General features: G+C 42.9%; 21 protein-coding genes. 18 read left to right on the forward strand and 3 right to left on the reverse strand.

Going from position 1 to position 18,852, the window contains the following annotated elements; translation table 11 throughout:
* Positions 1 to 8 precede the first annotated feature (8 nt).
* Complete coding sequence (locus HWQ58_RS36320) at positions 9 to 434, reverse strand: universal stress protein (RefSeq protein WP_292873433.1); 426 nt, start codon at positions 432 to 434, stop codon at positions 9 to 11.
* 290 nt (positions 435 to 724) lie between these two features.
* Between HWQ58_RS36320 and HWQ58_RS36325 the strand changes: the two genes are divergently transcribed.
* From HWQ58_RS36325 to accD, 7 genes are all read left to right on the forward strand, one after another.
* Positions 725 to 1,267, forward strand: coding sequence for a hypothetical protein (locus HWQ58_RS36325; protein WP_292873435.1), 543 nt, complete (start codon positions 725 to 727; stop codon positions 1,265 to 1,267).
* 103 nt (positions 1,268 to 1,370) lie between these two features.
* Complete coding sequence (locus HWQ58_RS36330) at positions 1,371 to 4,121, forward strand: HAD-IC family P-type ATPase (RefSeq protein ID WP_292873437.1); 2,751 nt, start codon at positions 1,371 to 1,373, stop codon at positions 4,119 to 4,121.
* Positions 4,122 to 4,262: 141 nt separating this feature from the next.
* Positions 4,263 to 5,351, forward strand: a complete 1,089-nt coding sequence (gene leuB / locus HWQ58_RS36335) for a 3-isopropylmalate dehydrogenase (RefSeq protein ID WP_292873439.1) — start codon at positions 4,263 to 4,265, stop codon at positions 5,349 to 5,351.
* Between the two features lie 90 nt (positions 5,352 to 5,441).
* Positions 5,442 to 5,702 (forward strand): hypothetical protein, encoded by a 261-nt coding sequence (locus tag HWQ58_RS36340; protein WP_104908437.1) that lies wholly within the window; start codon positions 5,442 to 5,444, stop codon positions 5,700 to 5,702.
* 144 nt (positions 5,703 to 5,846) lie between these two features.
* Positions 5,847 to 6,674: an A24 family peptidase gene (locus tag HWQ58_RS36345; RefSeq protein ID WP_292873441.1), complete on the forward strand. Its 828-nt coding sequence runs from the start codon at positions 5,847 to 5,849 to the stop codon at positions 6,672 to 6,674.
* Positions 6,675 to 6,817: 143 nt separating this feature from the next.
* Positions 6,818 to 7,054 carry a hypothetical protein gene (locus tag HWQ58_RS36350; RefSeq protein WP_292873443.1) on the forward strand — a complete coding sequence of 79 codons (237 nt, stop codon included), beginning with the start codon at positions 6,818 to 6,820 and terminating at the stop codon, positions 7,052 to 7,054.
* A gap of 213 nt (positions 7,055 to 7,267) precedes the next feature.
* A complete protein-coding gene (accD, locus tag HWQ58_RS36355) occupies positions 7,268 to 8,218 on the forward strand; it encodes an acetyl-CoA carboxylase, carboxyltransferase subunit beta (protein ID WP_292873445.1) in 951 nt (316 codons plus the stop codon).
* A gap of 60 nt (positions 8,219 to 8,278) precedes the next feature.
* Here accD and HWQ58_RS36360 read toward each other — a convergent pair whose 3' ends face one another.
* On the reverse strand, positions 8,279 to 9,706 hold the full coding sequence (locus tag HWQ58_RS36360; RefSeq protein WP_292873447.1) for an MFS transporter: 1,428 nt from the start codon (positions 9,704 to 9,706) through the stop codon (positions 8,279 to 8,281).
* Between the two features lie 222 nt (positions 9,707 to 9,928).
* On the opposite strand from HWQ58_RS36360, the gene HWQ58_RS36365 reads away from it, so the two are divergent.
* The 5 genes from HWQ58_RS36365 to HWQ58_RS36385 all read left to right on the forward strand — a co-directional run bounded on the left by HWQ58_RS36365 (position 9,929) and on the right by HWQ58_RS36385 (position 13,497).
* The gene (locus tag HWQ58_RS36365; RefSeq protein WP_292873626.1) at positions 9,929 to 11,149 is read left to right on the forward strand and encodes an ABC transporter substrate-binding protein; all 1,221 of its coding nucleotides are present in this window, start codon (positions 9,929 to 9,931) and stop codon (positions 11,147 to 11,149) included.
* Between the two features lie 529 nt (positions 11,150 to 11,678).
* Entirely contained in the window at positions 11,679 to 11,903 is a 225-nt protein-coding gene (locus HWQ58_RS36370) for a type II toxin-antitoxin system HicB family antitoxin (RefSeq protein ID WP_292873449.1), read from the forward strand.
* Positions 11,896 to 12,138: a type II toxin-antitoxin system HicA family toxin gene (locus HWQ58_RS36375; RefSeq protein ID WP_292873450.1), complete on the forward strand. Its 243-nt coding sequence runs from the start codon at positions 11,896 to 11,898 to the stop codon at positions 12,136 to 12,138. The genes HWQ58_RS36370 and HWQ58_RS36375 overlap by 8 nt, the downstream gene beginning before the upstream one ends.
* Before the next feature lie 91 nt (positions 12,139 to 12,229).
* Entirely contained in the window at positions 12,230 to 12,439 is a 210-nt protein-coding gene (locus HWQ58_RS36380; RefSeq protein WP_292873451.1) for a hypothetical protein, read from the forward strand.
* A gap of 167 nt (positions 12,440 to 12,606) precedes the next feature.
* Complete coding sequence (locus tag HWQ58_RS36385; protein ID WP_292873452.1) at positions 12,607 to 13,497, forward strand: proline iminopeptidase-family hydrolase; 891 nt, start codon at positions 12,607 to 12,609, stop codon at positions 13,495 to 13,497.
* Positions 13,498 to 13,658: 161 nt separating this feature from the next.
* Here HWQ58_RS36385 and HWQ58_RS36390 read toward each other — a convergent pair whose 3' ends face one another.
* Positions 13,659 to 14,309, reverse strand: coding sequence for a hypothetical protein (locus tag HWQ58_RS36390; RefSeq protein WP_292873453.1), 651 nt, complete (start codon positions 14,307 to 14,309; stop codon positions 13,659 to 13,661).
* Positions 14,310 to 14,652: 343 nt separating this feature from the next.
* Between HWQ58_RS36390 and HWQ58_RS36395 the strand changes: the two genes are divergently transcribed.
* The 6 genes from HWQ58_RS36395 to petJ all read left to right on the forward strand — a co-directional run bounded on the left by HWQ58_RS36395 (position 14,653) and on the right by petJ (position 18,707).
* Positions 14,653 to 15,561 carry a sugar ABC transporter permease gene (locus tag HWQ58_RS36395; protein ID WP_292873454.1) on the forward strand — a complete coding sequence of 303 codons (909 nt, stop codon included), beginning with the start codon at positions 14,653 to 14,655 and terminating at the stop codon, positions 15,559 to 15,561.
* Positions 15,558 to 16,394: a carbohydrate ABC transporter permease gene (locus HWQ58_RS36400; protein WP_292873455.1), complete on the forward strand. Its 837-nt coding sequence runs from the start codon at positions 15,558 to 15,560 to the stop codon at positions 16,392 to 16,394. Before HWQ58_RS36395 ends, HWQ58_RS36400 begins: the two co-directional genes overlap by 4 nt.
* A 211-nt stretch (positions 16,395 to 16,605) precedes the next feature.
* Entirely contained in the window at positions 16,606 to 16,821 is a 216-nt protein-coding gene (locus HWQ58_RS36405) for a hypothetical protein (RefSeq protein WP_292873456.1), read from the forward strand.
* Between the two features lie 133 nt (positions 16,822 to 16,954).
* A complete protein-coding gene (psbV, locus tag HWQ58_RS36410) occupies positions 16,955 to 17,446 on the forward strand; it encodes a photosystem II cytochrome c-550 (protein WP_292873457.1) in 492 nt (163 codons plus the stop codon).
* 251 nt (positions 17,447 to 17,697) lie between these two features.
* Complete coding sequence (petE, locus tag HWQ58_RS36415; protein ID WP_292873458.1) at positions 17,698 to 18,114, forward strand: plastocyanin; 417 nt, start codon at positions 17,698 to 17,700, stop codon at positions 18,112 to 18,114.
* A gap of 248 nt (positions 18,115 to 18,362) precedes the next feature.
* Positions 18,363 to 18,707 carry a cytochrome c6 PetJ gene (gene petJ / locus HWQ58_RS36420; RefSeq protein ID WP_292873459.1) on the forward strand — a complete coding sequence of 115 codons (345 nt, stop codon included), beginning with the start codon at positions 18,363 to 18,365 and terminating at the stop codon, positions 18,705 to 18,707.
* The last annotated feature ends 145 nt before the right edge of the window (positions 18,708 to 18,852 follow it).

Here is an 18,852-nt window from a genome sequence, read left to right on the forward strand (position 1 = left end):
TGAAGGAATTACTGACGTTGAACAACCAGAACGGAACATGGAGCGTGATGAACGACGTGATTGCTCACACTTCCTGCTAAAAGTTCGGCAAAACCTTTAAGTCCTGTACGACCAAGCACAATCAAATCTGCTCCCCAATTTCGGGCTAAATCACAGATGTTAGTCCCAGGATCTCCTGTTTGATAACTGGATTCTGCCATAATGCCTAGTATTTTCGCTTTCTGATAGTACAACTGGAGTAAACTTTGTGCCTGTTGTGTTTCTATTTCCAGGTCTACTAAGTTCACAGTGAGTTGAGTAGAAACTGCTAGCTCAATGCTGTAACCAATCATTAACTGAGCAGCATCTCTTTGGGCTAACTCCAGCGCTTTTGTAAACACTGTTGCAGTCGCAGGTGAATCATCGACCGCCACCAAAATCTTCTTAAAGCTCATATCCAGCTCCAATAATCAATTACTTCATTCACTTTTGTTGTCTTTTAGCTTGAGGGACAAATGTGATTTAAAAGTGAAATTAAGTAGGATAAACGATTTATTCACTTTTCGTTCACATTCATCGGCAATCCTGGAAAAGAAGCAGAGAAACGAAACTAAGCTAACTGAGGTTTCAAACGAATCTCTTACCTAATACGGTTCATGCTCACACTAGAAAACTATAGTTTTTACTATTTGGAGATTAATAAAGCTTCGTTTTAAACTTACTGATTTTGATAGGAGATGTTGTGATGAATTTCAGTCCAGTTAAAAATGCAATCGGTATCATTTCTACCCGTCAGGCTGCAACACAGGTGCTTGATGAACTCAGAGCGATTGACTTTCCCATGCAGAAAATTTCTGTGTTCACTTTAGACTCTGAAGACGAAAAGTTGCACGAGGATGCTAATGCGGGTAAACATCCCATAACTCCGATCGAAGGTGCTAAAGCAGGTGCAATTACAGGAGGAACAACCGGGGGCTTCCTGGCACTAACAGCCGGACTTGGCGTATTAATTATTCCTGGTTTTGGGCCAGCATTAGCGGTTGAATCTGTGGTGAGTACACTGCTGGCGGGTGGAGCGAGTGCGATTTTTGGCAGTGTTTATGGCGCATTTCAAGGTTGGTTTGCTCCCGAAAGGCAACCTAGACTCTGTGAGCCAGCCACCTGCCAAGAAAAATTTTTGGTGAAGGTAGAAGGAACAATAGATGAAATCTGGCAAGCAGAATCGATTCTCCGTTATTGGGGTGTGCGGGAATGGCATATTTATGAACTTAGCAAAAGATTCTCGTAGTAACACCAATTTGAAAAAAGAAAAGTACAGATTCAAACAGAGAAATCCATATAAATCTGATGAATCTTAATTACGAATTACGAATTAGTTTTTGGAGACTGAGATGACAGCAGATACTATCGCGACAAATACTTTTGCTCAGACAACAGAAGATTTACTCAACTATGAATGGCATACTCTGGGTGAACAAAAGGTTGTGCAAACGTTAGCCAGCCATCCGGAAGCAGGTTTGACCCATGAAGAAGCTACCAAACGACACCAGCAGATGGGTGCAAATCAACTGACTGGTAAAAGTGGAAAAAGTCCTTGGCTACGATTTTTAGAGCAATTTAATCAACCACTACTATATATTTTGCTGACGGCGGGAGTAGTAACGCTGCTGCTGCGAGATTGGATAGATGCGGGAGTAATTTTTGCCGTCACCCTAATTAATGTCATCATTAGCTACATTCAAGAATCGAAAGCAGAAGGCGCGATCGCTGCTTTATCCAAAGCCGTCACTACCGAAGCAACTATAATTCGCGATGGTCAAAAAACCCGTCTGGCTTCGACTGAACTTGTTCTTGGTGATTTGGTATTGCTGGCATCTGGGGATAAAGTACCTGCGGATCTGCGGCTATTAAGTGTGCGTGGCTTGCAAGTTGACGAGTCTGCCTTAACAGGCGAATCCGTTCCGGTTGAGAAAGCAACAGCATCGCTGGCTGTCGAAACACCGTTAGCGGAACGAAGCAATATGGTGTACGCAGGAAGTTTCGTTAGTTTTGGACAGGCAGAAGGGATTGTAGTAGCGATCGCAGATGCCACTGAAACCGGTCGCATCTCGCAATTAATTGAAAGCAGCACAAATCTGAAAACACCGCTGACACGAAATATTGACAAGTTTAGCAAAAGCTTGTTGTATGTCATTTTATGTTTAGCTGCCCTGACATTTGCAGTCGGATTAGGACAGGGTGAATCTTGGATTGATGTTTTCAAAGCGAGTGTAGCTCTGGTAGTCAGCGCGATTCCAGAAGGATTGCCTGCAATTGTTACCGTCACTTTAGCGATCGGAGTTTCCCGGATGGCACGACGTAAGGCAATTATTCGCAAGCTACCCGCAGTGGAAACCTTGGGAAGTACCACTGTTATCTGCTCTGACAAAACTGGGACATTAACTGAAAATCAGATGACGGTTCAAAAGATTTATGCGGGTGGGCAACACTACACCGTTAGCGGTATTGGTTATGCCCCAGACGGTGAAATCCTAATGGATCAACAGCCTGTTGATTTCAATGCAGATGGACATATTGCTCTTTGGGAATCCCTGGAAGCAGGATTGCTCTGCAATGATTCTCACATTGAATGGGGAGATGGACAGTGGGACTTAGTAGGAACCCCAACTGAGGGAGCATTGATTACAGCTGCCAATAAAGCGGGATTGACGCAAGGGAATCTAGAGCAAGAGTTACGTAGAATAGACACCATTCCCTTTGAGTCTCAATTCCAGTATATGGCGACTTTGCACGAATTAGATGCAAAGCGATCGCTCAATATCATTTATCTCAAAGGTTCTGTAGAGGCAATTCTCCAACGATGCGATCGCATGTTCGATGCTCAAGGACAACTCGTTCGTCTCAATCCTGCCGCAGTGGAGCAGGAAGTTGCTGGTATGGCAAACCAAGGGTTACGAGTGCTAGCTTTTGCCAGCAAAGAAGTTGCCACTAAGCGCTCTTTAAATCGCAATGATATCGACCGAGGACTGGTGTTTCTGGGACTTCAGGGCATAATCGATCCGCCGCGTGAGGAAGCGATCGCCGCAGTAAAGGCCTGTCAATCTGCTGGAATTCAGGTGAAGATGATCACTGGGGATCATGCGCTTACAGCAACTGCGATCGCCCGCCAAATGGGAATTTGCTCGACTGAAGAACAGGTATTTACCGGACAGCAATTAGCTCAGATGGATGAAAAAGAATTCGCCCAAGCGGCTGAACAAGGTATGGTATTTGCGCGAGTTGCTCCCGAACAAAAATTGCATCTGGTGAAAGCGTTGCAGTCTCAGGGTGAAATTGTTGCCATGACTGGAGATGGCGTAAATGATGCTCCCGCTCTCAAACAGGCAGATATTGGTGTAGCAATGGGCATAGCCGGGGCAGAGGTTGCCAAAGAATCGGCGGATATGCTTCTAACTGACGATAACTTCGCCTCAATAGAAGCTGCTGTGGAGGAAGGACGTGGTGTTTACCGCAACTTGCGAAAAGCGATCGCCTTCTTGCTGCCGATCAACGTTGGAGAATCCATGACGATTTTGATTGCCATTCTCCTGGCAACTGTGCTTCCCATCTTACCAATCCAAATTCTCTGGTTGAACATGGTCAGTTCAGTAGGGTTGATTGTTCCCCTCGCTTTTGAGCCAAAATCTGGACAGGTGATGCAGCAACCACCACGCAACCCTAGAGAAAAGCTTTTATCAGGTAGTTTACTTAAGCGCATATTAGCGATTTCTGTTTTCAATTGGGTGGTAATTTTTGGGGTGTTTCAATGGATACTTCAAACTACAGGCAATGAAGCCTTAGCTCGCACGATGGCGATTAATGGATTGGTGGCAGCAGAAGTCTTTTACCTGTTAAGCATTACCCAGTTTTTACCATCTCTAGTTGTGAGAATCCAAGGTAAACGCACACCCGTAGCTTATGCACCTGCGCTCGGAATTGTGGCTGTGGTGATTTTACAATGTCTGTTCAGTCAGTGGAGCATGATGAATCAAGTGTTTGACACCACACCTTTAACACTTATCCAAGCTCTCATTTGCATGGGTGTAGGTTTGCCAGTGGTGTTTATAGCTCTCATCTTGCAGCGTTTCGATCCGCTCAACTAAGGATATAGGAGTCCAATAGTGGTTTTATTCAATGCCAAATGATTACGTTAGAGCCGCACGCAAATAAATTAAAAACTCCATCAGGACATTTTGCTAGGTATGATATTTAATCTGTAAGCATTTACCTAGTAATAATTAGCTATGACCCAAAACTACCGCATTACTCTACTCCCCGGCGATGGCATTGGCCCTGAAATTATGGCAGTGGCGGTAGATGTGCTGAAAGTCGTAGGGAAGCAATTTGATCTGAAGTTTGAATACCAAGAAGCCCTCATCGGTGGTGCAGCAATTGACGCTACAGGTGAACCTCTACCATCTGCCACTCTAGATACCTGCCGTAACAGTGATGCTGTGTTACTCGCTGCAATTGGTGGTTATAAGTGGGATTCCCTACCATCCAATTTACGCCCAGAAGCAGGTTTGTTAGGGTTACGTGCAGGGTTAGGATTATTTGCCAATTTGCGCCCAGCGAAAATTTTGCCCCAGCTAATCGACGCTTCGACCTTGAAACGCGAAATTGTAGAAGGCGTAGATATTATGGTGGTGCGTGAACTCACTGGTGGGATTTACTTCGGTAAACCTAAAGGGATTTTTGCTACAGAAACTGGCGAAAAACGCGGTGTAAATACAATGGTTTATACCGAATCGGAAATTGAACGTATTGGGCGAGTGGCGTTTGAAGTAGCAAAAAAACGCGGTGGGAAACTTTGTTCGGTGGATAAGGCTAATGTATTAGAAGTATCTCAGTTGTGGCGCGATCGCATCACCCAACTTTCTCAAGAATATCCAGATATCGAACTATCTCATTTATATGTAGATAATGCAGCTATGCAGTTAGTACGCGCTCCCAAGCAGTTCGACACCATAGTTACAGGCAACTTGTTTGGTGATATTCTCTCTGATGCTGCTGCCATGCTCACAGGTAGTATTGGGATGTTACCTTCAGCTAGTTTGGGCGCTTCTGGGCCTGGTGTGTTTGAACCAGTTCATGGTTCCGCCCCAGATATTGCCGGACTTGATAAGGCAAATCCTCTAGCACAGGTTTTGAGTGTGGCGATGATGTTACGCTACGGTTTAGACCAGCCAAAAGCAGCAGATCGCATTGAACAAGCCGTATTGCAAGTTTTAGAACAAGGCGATCGCACCGGGGATATAATTTCTCCAGGAAAAAACCTCCTGGGTTGCCGTGCTATGGGAGACTCACTCATTAAGGCTATTGAAGAAAAATAATTTTGTAGATCAACTTGGGCAATTTGGCAACCTTTGCTATAAGTTTCGGGTAAACTAAAGTGAAATCTAGCAATCAAATAACAGTCGATAGTGTACGCATTACGACAAGGTCAAGTAAATTTTACCGCCCCAAAGAACCAATCGCCTTTGATTGATCCTGCTGTAATCAGAGCTGCTGGGCAGATATACTATACTCACTGTGAAGTCCATCCCGAAATAGCTGGGCAACCTTCCGGTGTAGCAATTAATCGTGTGACTCATCGAGGTAAGGTTATTTTTACTAACCAACCAGTTCTTTTACCTCAAGAGTGTTTTGTGCCCTTAAGTCAAATTGAATCGCACATGTATTAGTCATTGGTCATTGGTCATTGGTCATTAGTTATCGGTCATTGGTCATTGGTCATTAGTTTTCAACAAAGGACAAATGACTAATGACAAAGGACAAAAGATAAACGACAAATGACACAGGACAAATGACAAAGGACAAATGACTGTATGGACATTTTGTTCGCCATCCCGGCGAGTGTAATGGTCTTTGCTTTGGGTGCATCTATTGGTAGTTTTCTCAATGTTATTGTTTATCGCCTACCTGCTGGGTTGTCAATTCTTTGGCCGCCTTCTCGTTGTCCTAAATGCTTAAACCAGCTAAAAGCTTATGACAATGTACCAGTGTTCGGCTGGATTTCCTTAAGAGGGCGGTGTCGATATTGCAAAAGCAAAATTTCTGTCCGTTATCCCGTGGTAGAAGGGGTAACGGGCATAATTTTTTTACTAATTTTTTTGGTCTTTCAAGTTTCGACTTTAACAATAGGCTATTGGGCTTTTTGCAGTTGGTTATTAGCGCTATCACTCATCGACTTAGATACAATGACCCTACCCAATCCACTTACTCAGTCGGGATTAGTGGTGGGGATTTTGTTTCAAATGGTGGTTGGTTTTCTACCAGAGGGTAGTTTTGTGGCATTGGTAAATCAGCTTATGATGGCGATAGTTGGTGCTGTATTGGGCTTATGGCTGTTTGATGCGATCGCCCTATTGAGTTCAATTGCCTTTGGTAAAACTGCAATGGGTGCAGGTGACGCCAAGTTAGCAGCCATGATGGGAGCCTGGTTAGGCTGGAAATATTTGCTATTGGCTAGTTTTATTGCCTGTGCGTTGGGAGCATTAATTGGTATCGGTGTTTTGATTATGCAGCGATCGCGACAAAAATTGGGACAAAAGATACCTTTTGGCCCTTTTCTGGCTTTAGGAGCTGTGATTACCTTGTTTAGCGGCGAAGCCATTTTGTCTAGCTACCTGCGGTTATTTTTTTCAGCCTCTTGAATTGGAGTGGGGAAGAGGGAGCAGGGGAGCAGGGGAGCAGGGGGACAAGGGGGAATTATTGAACAAGTCTTTCCCTTATCTCCCCCCTCTACCTTGTCTCTTCTCAATGCCCAATGCCCAATGCCTTTTCATAAGAAATATTTATGATTCGTGACTGTAACCAACATTACCCCATCTACCTTTCACATTTTGATAATATTCAGCTTGTGACTTGTATTACCCTCTTAACGACGATTAACCGTTGGCAAGCGCAACTAGTACAACAGATGCTGATTGTTCAGAACCTAGCAATACGAATAATTGATTTGGGTGGGAGGGGGAGAGGATCTTATTTGGAGGTTGGTATTCTCATGGCTTTGTCACTACATCCATATAATTAAGTCTGCTGAAAAAAAGAGCAAGAGACTTGTATTGGTATAAGTATTTTCGTTAAGCTGGCAACCAAAGATGAAAATTAAGGTCTGAATTGCTTAAAAGCTTAGTTTGACGATGTAGCCATTAGTCTTAATAAATAAAAATGACTAATGACTAAGGACAACCCAATACGGTTTGACATGTTTTTGACCTCATACCCACTTAAAATAAAATAAAAAATGGCTAACAACGAAGAATCACGTGGTTTAAAGTCTCTATTTGATTGGTTTGCAAATCGACGGAAGTCAGGATCTACCAGCCTCGAACGCCAAGAACGTGAAATTGCTGATGGTTTGTGGCATAAATGTTCTAAGTGTGGTGTGTTAGCATATACAAAAGACCTGAAAGCCAATCAGATGGTTTGTGTCGAATGTGGTCATCACAATCGGGTAGACAGCGATGAGCGCATTCGTCAATTGATAGATAACAATACCTGGAAACCGCTGGATGAGCATTTGCGTCCAACCGACCCCCTGGAATTTCGCGATCGCAAACTCTACAGCGATCGCTTGCGGGAAACACAAGATAAAATTGGCTTAATAGACGCGGTTAGAACTGGTTTGGGTCAAATCAATGGTTTACCCATTGCCCTTGGGGTTATGGACTTCCGCTTCATGGGTGGTAGTATGGGTTCGGTCGTGGGAGAAAGACTCACCCGGATGATTGAGCAAGCCACTCAACGACGCTATCCTGTAGTTATCGTCTGTACCTCCGGCGGGGCGAGGATGCAAGAAGGTATGCTCTCTTTGATGCAGATGGCAAAAATCTCCGCAGCCTTACAGCGCCATAAAGATGCCCGACTATTATATATTCCTGTTTTGACCAATCCGACAACGGGCGGTGTTACCGCTAGTTTTGCAATGTTGGGCGATATCATTTTGGCAGAACCCAAGGCAACGATTGGTTTTGCCGGTCGGCGAGTGATTGAGCAAACCTTGCGGGAAAAACTACCCGAAAATTTCCAGACTGCTGAAGATTTGCTCCAGCATGGTTTTGTTGATGATATCGTACCCCGTACCCAATTAAAGAATACCCTAGCCCAGCTGATTGCTCTACACCAGCCTGTACTAACAACACCTCACATGGTGTTGTGGGAAACAATGTCCTTGACTTCTACCGCCGCAGAATAAAGCAGGGGGAGTAGGGGGAGATGAGGTAGTCAACTACTATTTGATTCCCCCTCATCCCCCTCATCCTTTCCCTGGCTCTTGAAGAAACATGAGTGGAACAAGGGCTACTAGTCGGAATAGACCTGAGAGGGCAAACAAGCCTAGTAAGCCTCCAGACTGAGCAAATTGGACGAGAAAGCTGCCTATAGTTGTGCCCAAAGCACCACTCGCTCCAGCAACGGCAGCTGCGATCGCAAAATAGATAGACTGATTTTTAATTGGTGCAATGTCCAATTGTATATTGTTGCTGCACAAGTCAATTGCCGCCCAAGTACCTCCAGTCAAGATGTGTAGTAGTGGCAACCACAGCCAGATGTCAAGGCGATTAACACTAATCCCCAGCCACAGCAATGGTGTAGCTGCAACCAAAATCCCAATACAGATGAGGATGGGACGATTACCTATCTTGTCTGCTAATTTTCCCCACAGGATAAGCATTAGCAAAGTTGCCCCCGCCTGAAGGCTGTTGTAGATAGTCACATAGCTGACATCTAAATTCAGCGTGTTGAGCATATAGAAGTTAAAAAAAGGACTGCTAAGGTTAACAGCAAGCGTCCAAAAGCTGAAATACAGCAGAAATATCAAAAAGTTAGAGTTTTTCCAGATGCTGTTAGCTGACTGGTCTTGTGGCAAATGAATTGATTGAAGTACCTCAGAAGATTCATCTTTTGTAACCTCTGATTGAATCTCACTGGTTTGTGGTGACTTGCCATAATAAGTGTTTTGCGATTGCGGATTCATGTCCACCTGGAAATACTGGCAACCCAATCCCATAATCCCAAACACAACACTTATCAGTAGAACTACTCCATAGCCTTGTAAAGTTCCCCCATACCAATGTGATACAACTAGACCAGCCATTGGTACGCAAACCAAATTAGTTAGACTAGCAGCACTATTGCGTGTCCCAAAATACCTGCCTCGTAATCGCCGGGGAACTATCATTGCTACCCAACTTAGCCACGATGCAGTTCCTAGTCCTCCCAAAAGACTACTGAATAGAACAATCAAGAGTGTCAATATGACTAACTGGTGAGCATCAATCACTCCCCAACTGGTGCTGGCAATACCAATTACTAAAACCAGCCATAGCAGCCGACCAATTCCGTGTGTCCGAAGCGAATATTGAAAGCGGCTGGTGCTGCGTTCAGACAAGTAAGCACCCAACGGCTGAATGAGATTGACCAACATGGGAATAGAGGACAGCATTCCAAATACCACTGGACTAGCACCCAATTCCACCAATAAATTGCTGAGTAAAATCCCGCCAGTTCCAAGAGAGTAAACCGATGCTAAGACAGAATCCGCAGTGGAAGCTTTTAAACTAGTGCGAATAGTATCCTTGGAAATTCGAGAGTTTGAAGAGATTGCTGTTGGTGGTGAGGCAATCTGGGTAAATTCCAGGATCAGTGGTGCAGTTGTTTCAATCTGAACAGAATCCGTAAACATAGATTATGGGTGAAGTATCCTCGGATAAATCAGCTTGCAAAGGATTTCAGTATGCTTTAGTTAGCATCGCTGATAATTTTTCGTTATTTTAGCTTGCAATTTTTAACCAAAATTTCAAATAATTAAGATATCACTCCTTAATAACACAAGGTATGAGCGAGGAAAGAGACGTATTATTTGTTTGTGATTAATAAAGGATTATTTAATTTTTTGGCATTGGTGATGGCGATCGCGATCGCCATTATTGGTTGTCACACCCTAGAATTACCAAGCAAACTCTCAGCATCTACCCCAGTCACCATTAAACTCAGTGGTTGGGGGGGCAATCTTGTTGAGCAAAAACTTTTGAAACAGGTACTGCTAGACTTTGAGGCACAGCATCCAAATATTAAGGTCAAATATGAGGCGATTTCTGACCAATACATGGATGTAATCAAAACTCGTTTGGTTGGAGAAGCAGCGCCTGATGTCTTTTATCTGGAGTCGGTGGAAGCTCCTTTTTTGATGAGTCAAAATGTCCTCGAACCGCTAGAAGCTTACATTACCCCCGAATTTGACCTAGCGGACTTCGAGGATAGCCTACTTGACAGCTTCAAATACCAGAACCATATTTATGGTCTTCCTAAAGACTATTCCACCCTTGCCCTGTTTTATAACAAAAAAGCCTTTGCCGCCGCAGGCTTGAGTAATCCGCCAGCTACTTGGGATGAACTACGCACTTACTCTAAGCAATTGACAGCCAAACTTAATAAATACGGCTTTGGAGAAAACCCCGACTTAGCACGTCAGGTTTATAAAATTAAAGCCTTTGGTGGGCAACTCGTTGATCAAAATAGTTATGCTACCTTTGCCAGTGAGGCAAGTTTACAGGGTTTAGAGTTAGTGATAGATCAGTATCAAAAAGACCGCTCCTCTGCTCAAAAATCTGATGTTGGCACAAACTCAGGTAGTGAAATGTTTGGTCAAGGCAAGGTGGCAATGGTGATTGAAGGTAACTGGGCAATTCCCTATCTAACCGAAACCTTTCCCCAACTAGAGTTTGCTACCGCACAAGTGCCTACAATTAATAATAAAAAAGGTACAATGCTATTGACCGTTGCCTACGTGATGAACAAGCAGGCACAACACAAAGCCGAAGCTTGGGAGTTGATTTCTTATCTCACGGGTAAAGTCGGGATGCAGAAGTGGACAGGGACAGGGTTTGCTTTGCCAACACGTAAATCAGTGGCAAAGAATTTGGGCTATGACCAAGAACCATTGCGATCGCCATTAGTAGCGGGTGTTGATTATGCTACACCGTGGCAAGTAGGTCAGTATCCAGCTGCGATCGTAAATAACTTTGATAACCAGTTTGTCAGCGCCTTGTTAAGGCAACAACCATTAAAGCAAGCGATGCTGAAGGCAGAGAATGAAGCTAATCAGCAAATTAAGACGATGGAGTAAGTAATCTTTCTTACCTCTACCAAATCACTTCTGAGTAGAAATTTCCGATCTCCTGATCAGATGTAATTATTGCAGCTTGATTACTTCTGGCTAGTGCGACGACAACTCGATCTACTGGATCTCGATGACCCCATTATAAATTGACACTTTCTATTCAAATATTTTGATCAATGGGTAGAATCTGAACGGTACTAGACTTTTTCAGTGTTACTACATACTCGTTAAGATTGACTCGTAAATCTAGTTTTTTATTTTTAATTTTTATCGCAATTTCCCATATAGCTATGGACGGGACAAGACCATTTTTAGCCCTTTCCATGTAGTTGCACGCTTCTTTGGCTTGTTCAGAAAGTTTGGCTGGATCTAAACTTCACCAGATTAAGGCACAAGTGTCAAGGACTATCTTCACAATTGTGTCCATTCCTCAGTAGTTGATGTAGTTAAATCCTCAAAGTACTTCATGACGCTTCCTAACGAGAGAGGGATGAGAGGTGATAATAGTTATTGAACGAGTAAAGGTAACTTTGATATGTCGTATAAAGTTAGCATTGTTATCGAAAAAGATGAATATGGATATTATGCTTATTGTCCTGAACTTCCTGGTTGTCAATCTCAAGGTGATTCCCTAGAAGAAGTACAGGCAAATATTAAAGAAGCAGTTGAGCTTTATATAGAAACCTTGTCAAATTCAGAAAAACAGGTGCTTCAGAACAAGGAGACATTCACAATAACCTTGGAGGTAAAAGTTGCCTAAACTGCCACGCCTCATTGCAACAGAAGCTGAAAAACTTTTATTAGATGCAGGCTTTATTCAAATTAGAAGTAAAGGAAGTCACAGGATTTATTTTCGAGAAGAAGTGAGAGTAGTGATTCCTTTTCATTCAGGAAAAATATTGCACCCAAAAATAGTTAAACAGGTTCTACAAGCCATTGAAATTTCTGAGAATGAAGCGACAGCAGAAGAAGTAGTACCTGAGACTGATGAATAAAAATACCATCCTGCCTAGCGGCGCTTTTATCTTCTCCACCAAAAGACCGCTAAATGCCACAATCAGGTAAACAGTTATTATTTATCGACCTATGCAAGTCAAAGATTTGACTATAGAAGAACTCAAGCTACTCATTCAGAAAACTGTTGCTAAAACTATTCAATCCCTACTGATTGACCCCGACGAAGGCAAACAGGTAAAGCCAGAGGTGAAGCAGCAACTACTAGACTCTTTACGGTGCACTCAAGCGAGAGAAAGTGGAGTTCCAGCGCAAGAAATTATCTCAACCGAAGATAGATGAGGCAAGGATGTATTTTTTCTTGCGCTACGCGTATCGAAAAAAATATTTGGCAAATTTTCATAAATTAATTTAGTTGCGATCGCCTATTACTAAACTCAGTTTAAATGGAGAGTGGGAAGCGATCGCGTAATTGAGTATATTTGTTTCAGCAGTAAAACACACACTCCATGACTACAACTTCTGCCGTTGAAGGTTTTATCTCATTCCGTGGTCATCAGGTGTGGTATCGCATCGTCAAACCAGACCAAGAAGATTCTAAAAAGCTACCGCTGCTGTGTCTTCACGGAGGCCCAGGAGTACCCCACGACTACTTAGAACCATTAGAAGCGTTGGCTTTGCCCGCCGCAGGCATCGCCACAACCGGACGCAGGGTGATTTTTTACGATCAATTAGGGTGTGGAAATAGCGATCGCCCCACAGACCCCAACTTATATTCCATTGATTTGTTCAAAGAAGAACTCTTCGCCGTCCGCAGTGCCTTAAATTTAGACCAAATTCATCTTTTTGGGCAATCATGGGGCGGTTGTTTAGCCTTGGAACATGCTCTTTCTCAACCGACTGGGTTAGTCAGTCTCGTTCTAGCTAACACGCCTTCTAGCATTCGACAATTTGTCACTGAAGCTTATAGCCTGATGAATGAGCTACCAATCGAAGTACAAGAGGTCATTCGTAAACACGAAGCCGATGGTACTACTCAAGACCCCGAATACAAACAGGCAATGGAAGTATTCAATCATTCTTTTCTTTGCCGACTAGACCCTTGGCCCAGCAGCTTAACTAGAGCCTACAGTAAAGTTGGTACAGAGTTTCGGGGTACAGGCAAAATCATCGACTGGAATATTGAAGACCGCCTCGGTGAAATTATCGTACCTACACTGCTGCTATCAGGTCGTTACGATGAGGTTACGCCTACTTGTGTTGAAACAGTTCACCAGGGTATTTCTGGCTGTGAGTGGGTAATGTTTGAAAACAGTTCACATATGCCTCATCTCGAAGAGACGGAACGATTCTTGCAAGTCTTGAGCGAATTTTTGAATCGTGTCGAAACAGCCCTGTAAAGGTGAGATTGTAAGTTGAGTCTCATATTCCTTGAACCTAAGTCTTTATTTATTCTCGAATTCTCGAAGTTCCGAGTTCTGAGCACGAAGTTCCGATATTGTAAACATTAAAGCATCCATAATAAGAATTAAAGCGTTTATGAATACTTTAATGTTTGCTACTAATGTTGTTTTCTAGCAGTTCTCTTTCGCTTTGCAAACGAACCAACAGCTAATCCACCAAACGCTACTACTGCCCCCATGATAGTTGTTGGTTCTGGAACTTCTTGGGGAACTTCGATAGAGCCGCTGACTAGAGCCAGACCATTCAAGGTAGTAGTTGATCCTAAATTAACAATGTCCTCTTCGGAGAACAATAGTGTGCTTATACCATTTTTGAATATGCCCTTACCGCCAGTGATATTCACGATGCCAGAACCTTTCGCTGTCAGATTATCAAAATTAACTGAAGCACTGGCATCACTAGTTCCAAATAACTTGTTATCACCGTCGCCAAATACGATGTAGCCTAACGGGAAACCTTGGACACCAAATACTTCTGGATTATTGTTAAAAGTGAGATTTCCCTTGTTATCAATTACGGAGTATGTCAAACCTTTGTATAATCCTAAATCATAGGGGGCATCATCACTCAAACCAACCTCAAATACCTGCGAAACGTTGCCTGAAATAGGCGTAATATTGACTGTTGTCCGATAATTGCCAATAAATGGATAAATGGTCTTTGCTGTTGCTCTGCTTACATTTGAGCAAAGACTAACTGAGGTCAAAACTAGTGGAACAATCCACATTCTGAGTGAATGAAGCATCATTTAAAATCTCCATTTTTAAAAAGTACCTATTTTCACAGGGAGTTTACAATACCTAAGAAGCAGTTACAATGAATAATCATTTGATAAAATTGGCATTTTTTATCAGATGATATACATAAACCTCCTCTAAAGATAAAAATTCCACTCCGGTGCATAGCCCAAAAAGAGAACAAGAGCTAAGTTAAGCAAATTTTTCAACAATTTTCTTACCTTTTCCCAAAGCAGAATCATCTTTTCCTTACAAAATGAGGATTGAATGCTTTTGTGACAGGAGTACGATAAATAATCATGCACAACCCATCGCTACAGCCGGGTTAGTGCGAGATTAAACGGAGGTTCAGTAGTGTTTGAAATCAACAGGCGGCGCAGAAACTCCAGATGGAACATCACCGAAGACTTGGCTGGGTATATGTTCATGATGCCCACCATTCTAGTTTTGGGAACTTTTGTAGTCTTACCTATTCTCTACGCCGTTTTTCTTTCCTTGCAAAAAGTCCAACTTCTTGGCGGTATTGAGTACGAGTTCATTGGTTTTCGGAATTTCACGCGATTAGCTGAAGATGAAAGAGTTTGGATTGCTTTGAGAAACACAGCCGAATATGTAGTTATTGTTGTGCCAACTCAAACTATCCTGGCTTTAATTCTGGCAGTAACTCTGAATTCTGGGATTCGCGGTAAAAACTGGTGGCGCATTCTCTATTTTTTGCCGACAGTCACTTCTTCAGCAGTGCTGACGCTCATCTTTATGTGGATTTATAACACTGATGGGCTACTAAACGATTTTCTCGATTTTGTGGGGCTACCTACTTATAACTGGTTGGGTGATCCAGCAGTTGCGCTCAAAGGCATTATGATCATGAACATTTGGTCAACCGCACCGTTTTTCATGGTGATTTATCTGGCGGCGTTGCAAGATATACCCCAAACACTTTATGAGGCCGCGGAACTTGATGGCGCAAATGGATGGCAGCAATTTATCCACATTACTCTTCCCTTGCTTAAGCCTGTAACCTTCTTTGTGGCAACAGTGGGGGTAATTGGCACTTTTCAACTTTTTGACCAGTCTTACATCTTCTCTGGCGGTACTGGCGGGCCAAACAACGCTACCTTAACTGTGGTGCTGCTAATTTATCAAGCTGTGTTTCGGAATTTACAAATGGGATATGCAGCTGCGATCGCATTTTTGTTAACAGCAGTGATCATTGCCATCACTTTGATTCAGCGGCGACTTTTCGGAGGCGAACGAATTTGACTAACACCTCTGGCTTATCCTGGCTCAAAGCCCTGTTGTACGTCTTACTGACACTTTATGCCATCATTACCCTAATTCCCTTTCTCTGGGCACTTTCAGCATCATTTAAGCCTCTAACAGAGATTGTCAGTGATGAACCCAACTTTCTCCCCAAAAATTTTACTCTTGACAACTACAAGCAAATCTTTCTCCAAGAACCGTTATTTTGGCGCTGGTTATTCAACAGTGTAGCGATCGCCGTCAGCGTTACGCTTTTAAACTTGTTGTTAAATTCAATGGCTGGTTATGCCCTGGCAAGACTGCGCTTTGTGGGCAAGCGCTTTTGGTTCTTCCTAATTTTGGCAGTACTAGCAGTACCGACGCAAATCACCCTGATTCCGACATTTTTGATTTTGAAAGCGATCGGCTGGCTAAATTCTTACCAAGGCATGATTGTTCCTAGCATGGTTAATGCCACTTTTATCTTCATGATGCGGCAGTTTTTCGTTAATTTTCCTAAAGAACTAGAAGAAGCAGCTCAACTCGATGGCTTAAATACTTTTGGAATTTTTCGACACATTGTCTTACCTTTGGCAAAACCAGCACTAGCAGCACAGGCAGTTTTTGTGTTCATGGGGAGTTGGAATAATTTTTTACTGCCTATAGTTATCCTATTTGACCCAGAAATGTTTACCCTTCCTTTGGGGCTGAACACCTTCAAAGGTCAATACATCAGCTATTGGAATTACATTATGGCGGCTTCTATGGCCTTTACCCTGCCAGCTTTAGGCATTTATGCCTTTTTTAATCGTTACTTTATTCAAAGCGTTACCTTTACCGGGGGAAAAGGTTAATAAATATTGGGCATTGGGCATTGGGCATTGGGCGTTGGTTATTCCCCTTGTCTCCCTTGTCCTCCTCATCCCCTCATTTTCCATGCCCTATACCCCATGCCCCATTCCCAATGCCCCATTCCCCAAACAGTATTTTAGGCAACAAATTGCACTCCTAACGTGATATTGGTATTACAGCGACTCAATCTCTATCTATCAGTAAACAAGCATTATGGGTTTTGCAGACCTATCGATCGCAGAGATAGCAGCCGACTACAGCATTCCTGTAGAAAAAGTGTTTTCTCTGTGCAACCAACTGGGAATCGCCTACAAACACCAAAAGACCCGTTTGGCGTTAGAAGATGCAAAGGCAATTATTTCCCAAATATCATCTGAAATACGCCCCAAAGGTACTAACGACTTGGTGGACGATCACGAAGTCCCCTGAAGGGTTATCTCAGAACTTTCGCTAATAACTGATAGCTAATGACAAAAAACAATGAGTCATTAGCAATTAGCAGCTTGGAGATTGAGAATCGCGTTCTTAGCTGTGTTGAGCGTCAAAATCTTTAAGGGGAAACATGTTTATAAGACTAATTGGCGTTGTTGTGGCTACTGTTTTACTCTCGTTTCAGTTGCTTGTCGGTAGTGCGACAGCAGTGGAACTGGACAAAGCTACCCGAACAGTGCCATTAAATACTCAAGGTGATACCGTTGTACTCAGCCTTAAACAAGTCAAAGAAGGCAAACGCTTATTTAATTACGCTTGTGCCCAATGTCATGCTGGTGGAGTTACCAAGACAAACCAAAATGTGGGACTCACTCCAGAGGACTTGGCACTAGCAACACCTAACCGTAACAACATTGAAGGTTTAGTAGATTACCTAAAAAATCCCACTACTTACGACGGGGAAGAAGAGATTTCCGAAATACATCCCAGTCTCAAAAGCGCAGATATTTTCACAGCAGTGCGAAATCTGACGGATGATGACTTGGAAGCGATCGCCGGTCATATTCTCTTACAACCCAAAATCGTTGGTACTAAGTGGGGAGGCGGAAAAATCTATTACTAAATCCCGGAGTTGAGTCATTGGGAATAGGGCATTGGGCATTGGGAATAGGGCATTGGGAAGAATTTAGTCCCCATTCCCCATTCCCCATTCCATATTTCCTATTCCCCATTTACTGCTGATTGGACGGCTTTTTGCAATAAATTACTCTCCATTCTTAAAAAAAAAATATATCTATGACAGATTGTCATACTTTGGCGTTGATTTTATTTAAAATGAGAAAGGGAAAAAAAATTGTTTGTTAGGAGAGAGCTATGAAATTAATTTCGGCAAGCTGGCGACGCCTTAGTTTAGCTGTGTTGACAATCCTTTTAGTTGTTAGCAGCTTTGCTGTTTTTACTCCCAGTGCTTCAGCTGAAACCTACAAGGTGAAATTGGGTAGCGATAAAGGACTGTTAGTATTTGATCCGAAAAATTCGACCATCAAAGCAGGTGACACAATTGAATGGGTGAACAATAAAGTTCCTCCCCATAATGTTGTGTTTGATCCTGCCAAAAACCCCTCTAAGAGCCCTGATTTAGCGAAATCTCTGTCTCATAAGAAGTTGCTCATGAGTCCCGGTCAAAAGGAAACAACCACCTTTGCAGCAGACGCACCTGCTGGTGTCTACACCTTCTACTGTGAACCTCATCGTGGTGCTGGTATGGTTGGTACAATCACTGTCGAATAGCTAGAAACACCAGCGTTTGACACGAGATGATTACTCAGTGAAATTAGCTCATCGCCACACGCTACACTCCTAGAGTGACGCACAAAATACGCAAATGGCGGTAACGAGTCCTATCCTTCCCTAAGATGCTAAACAATCTGTAGCGATCGAGGAGTGAACTCGTTACCGCCAATTCTGATCAAATTTGACTTAATCAGGGATTAATCGCGTTTATACTCTTGCTGGAGGCTTGTTGCGAGGAAATTCTGTTGAGAATACTTTTATTAATTCTACTGTCGGCGATCGCTCTATTCAAATTTACATTCATTAGTCCAGCACTAGCTGCCGAAACATCCAACGGTGCTAAAATTTTCGAGGCTAACTGCGCTTCTTGCCATATAGGTGGCGGTAACATCCTTATCAACCAGAAAACCTTGAAAAAGGAAGCATTGTCAAAGTACCTAGAAAATTACAATCAAGACTCAATACAGGCGATTATCCACCAAGTGCAAAATGGTAAAAATGCTATGCCTGCCTTTAAAGCCAAGTTAAGTTCTGAGGAGATTCTGGAGGTAGCTGCTTACGTTTTTCATAATGCAGAACAAGGCTGGTAAAGTAGCTATACCGTCTAGTTTTTGTGGTGTGAGCGTTTGCCTATCTTTAATTACTGACGAGCTAGACGCTCACCCCACAACATAGGAGTAATTTATTTATTGGAAATCCCTCAGTGCATTTCCTTCTTGGAAGCTTTTAACGAAC

This window comes from Nostoc sp. LPT, assembly GCF_017115165.1.
Lineage (GTDB): Bacteria > Cyanobacteriota > Cyanobacteriia > Cyanobacteriales > Nostocaceae > Nostoc.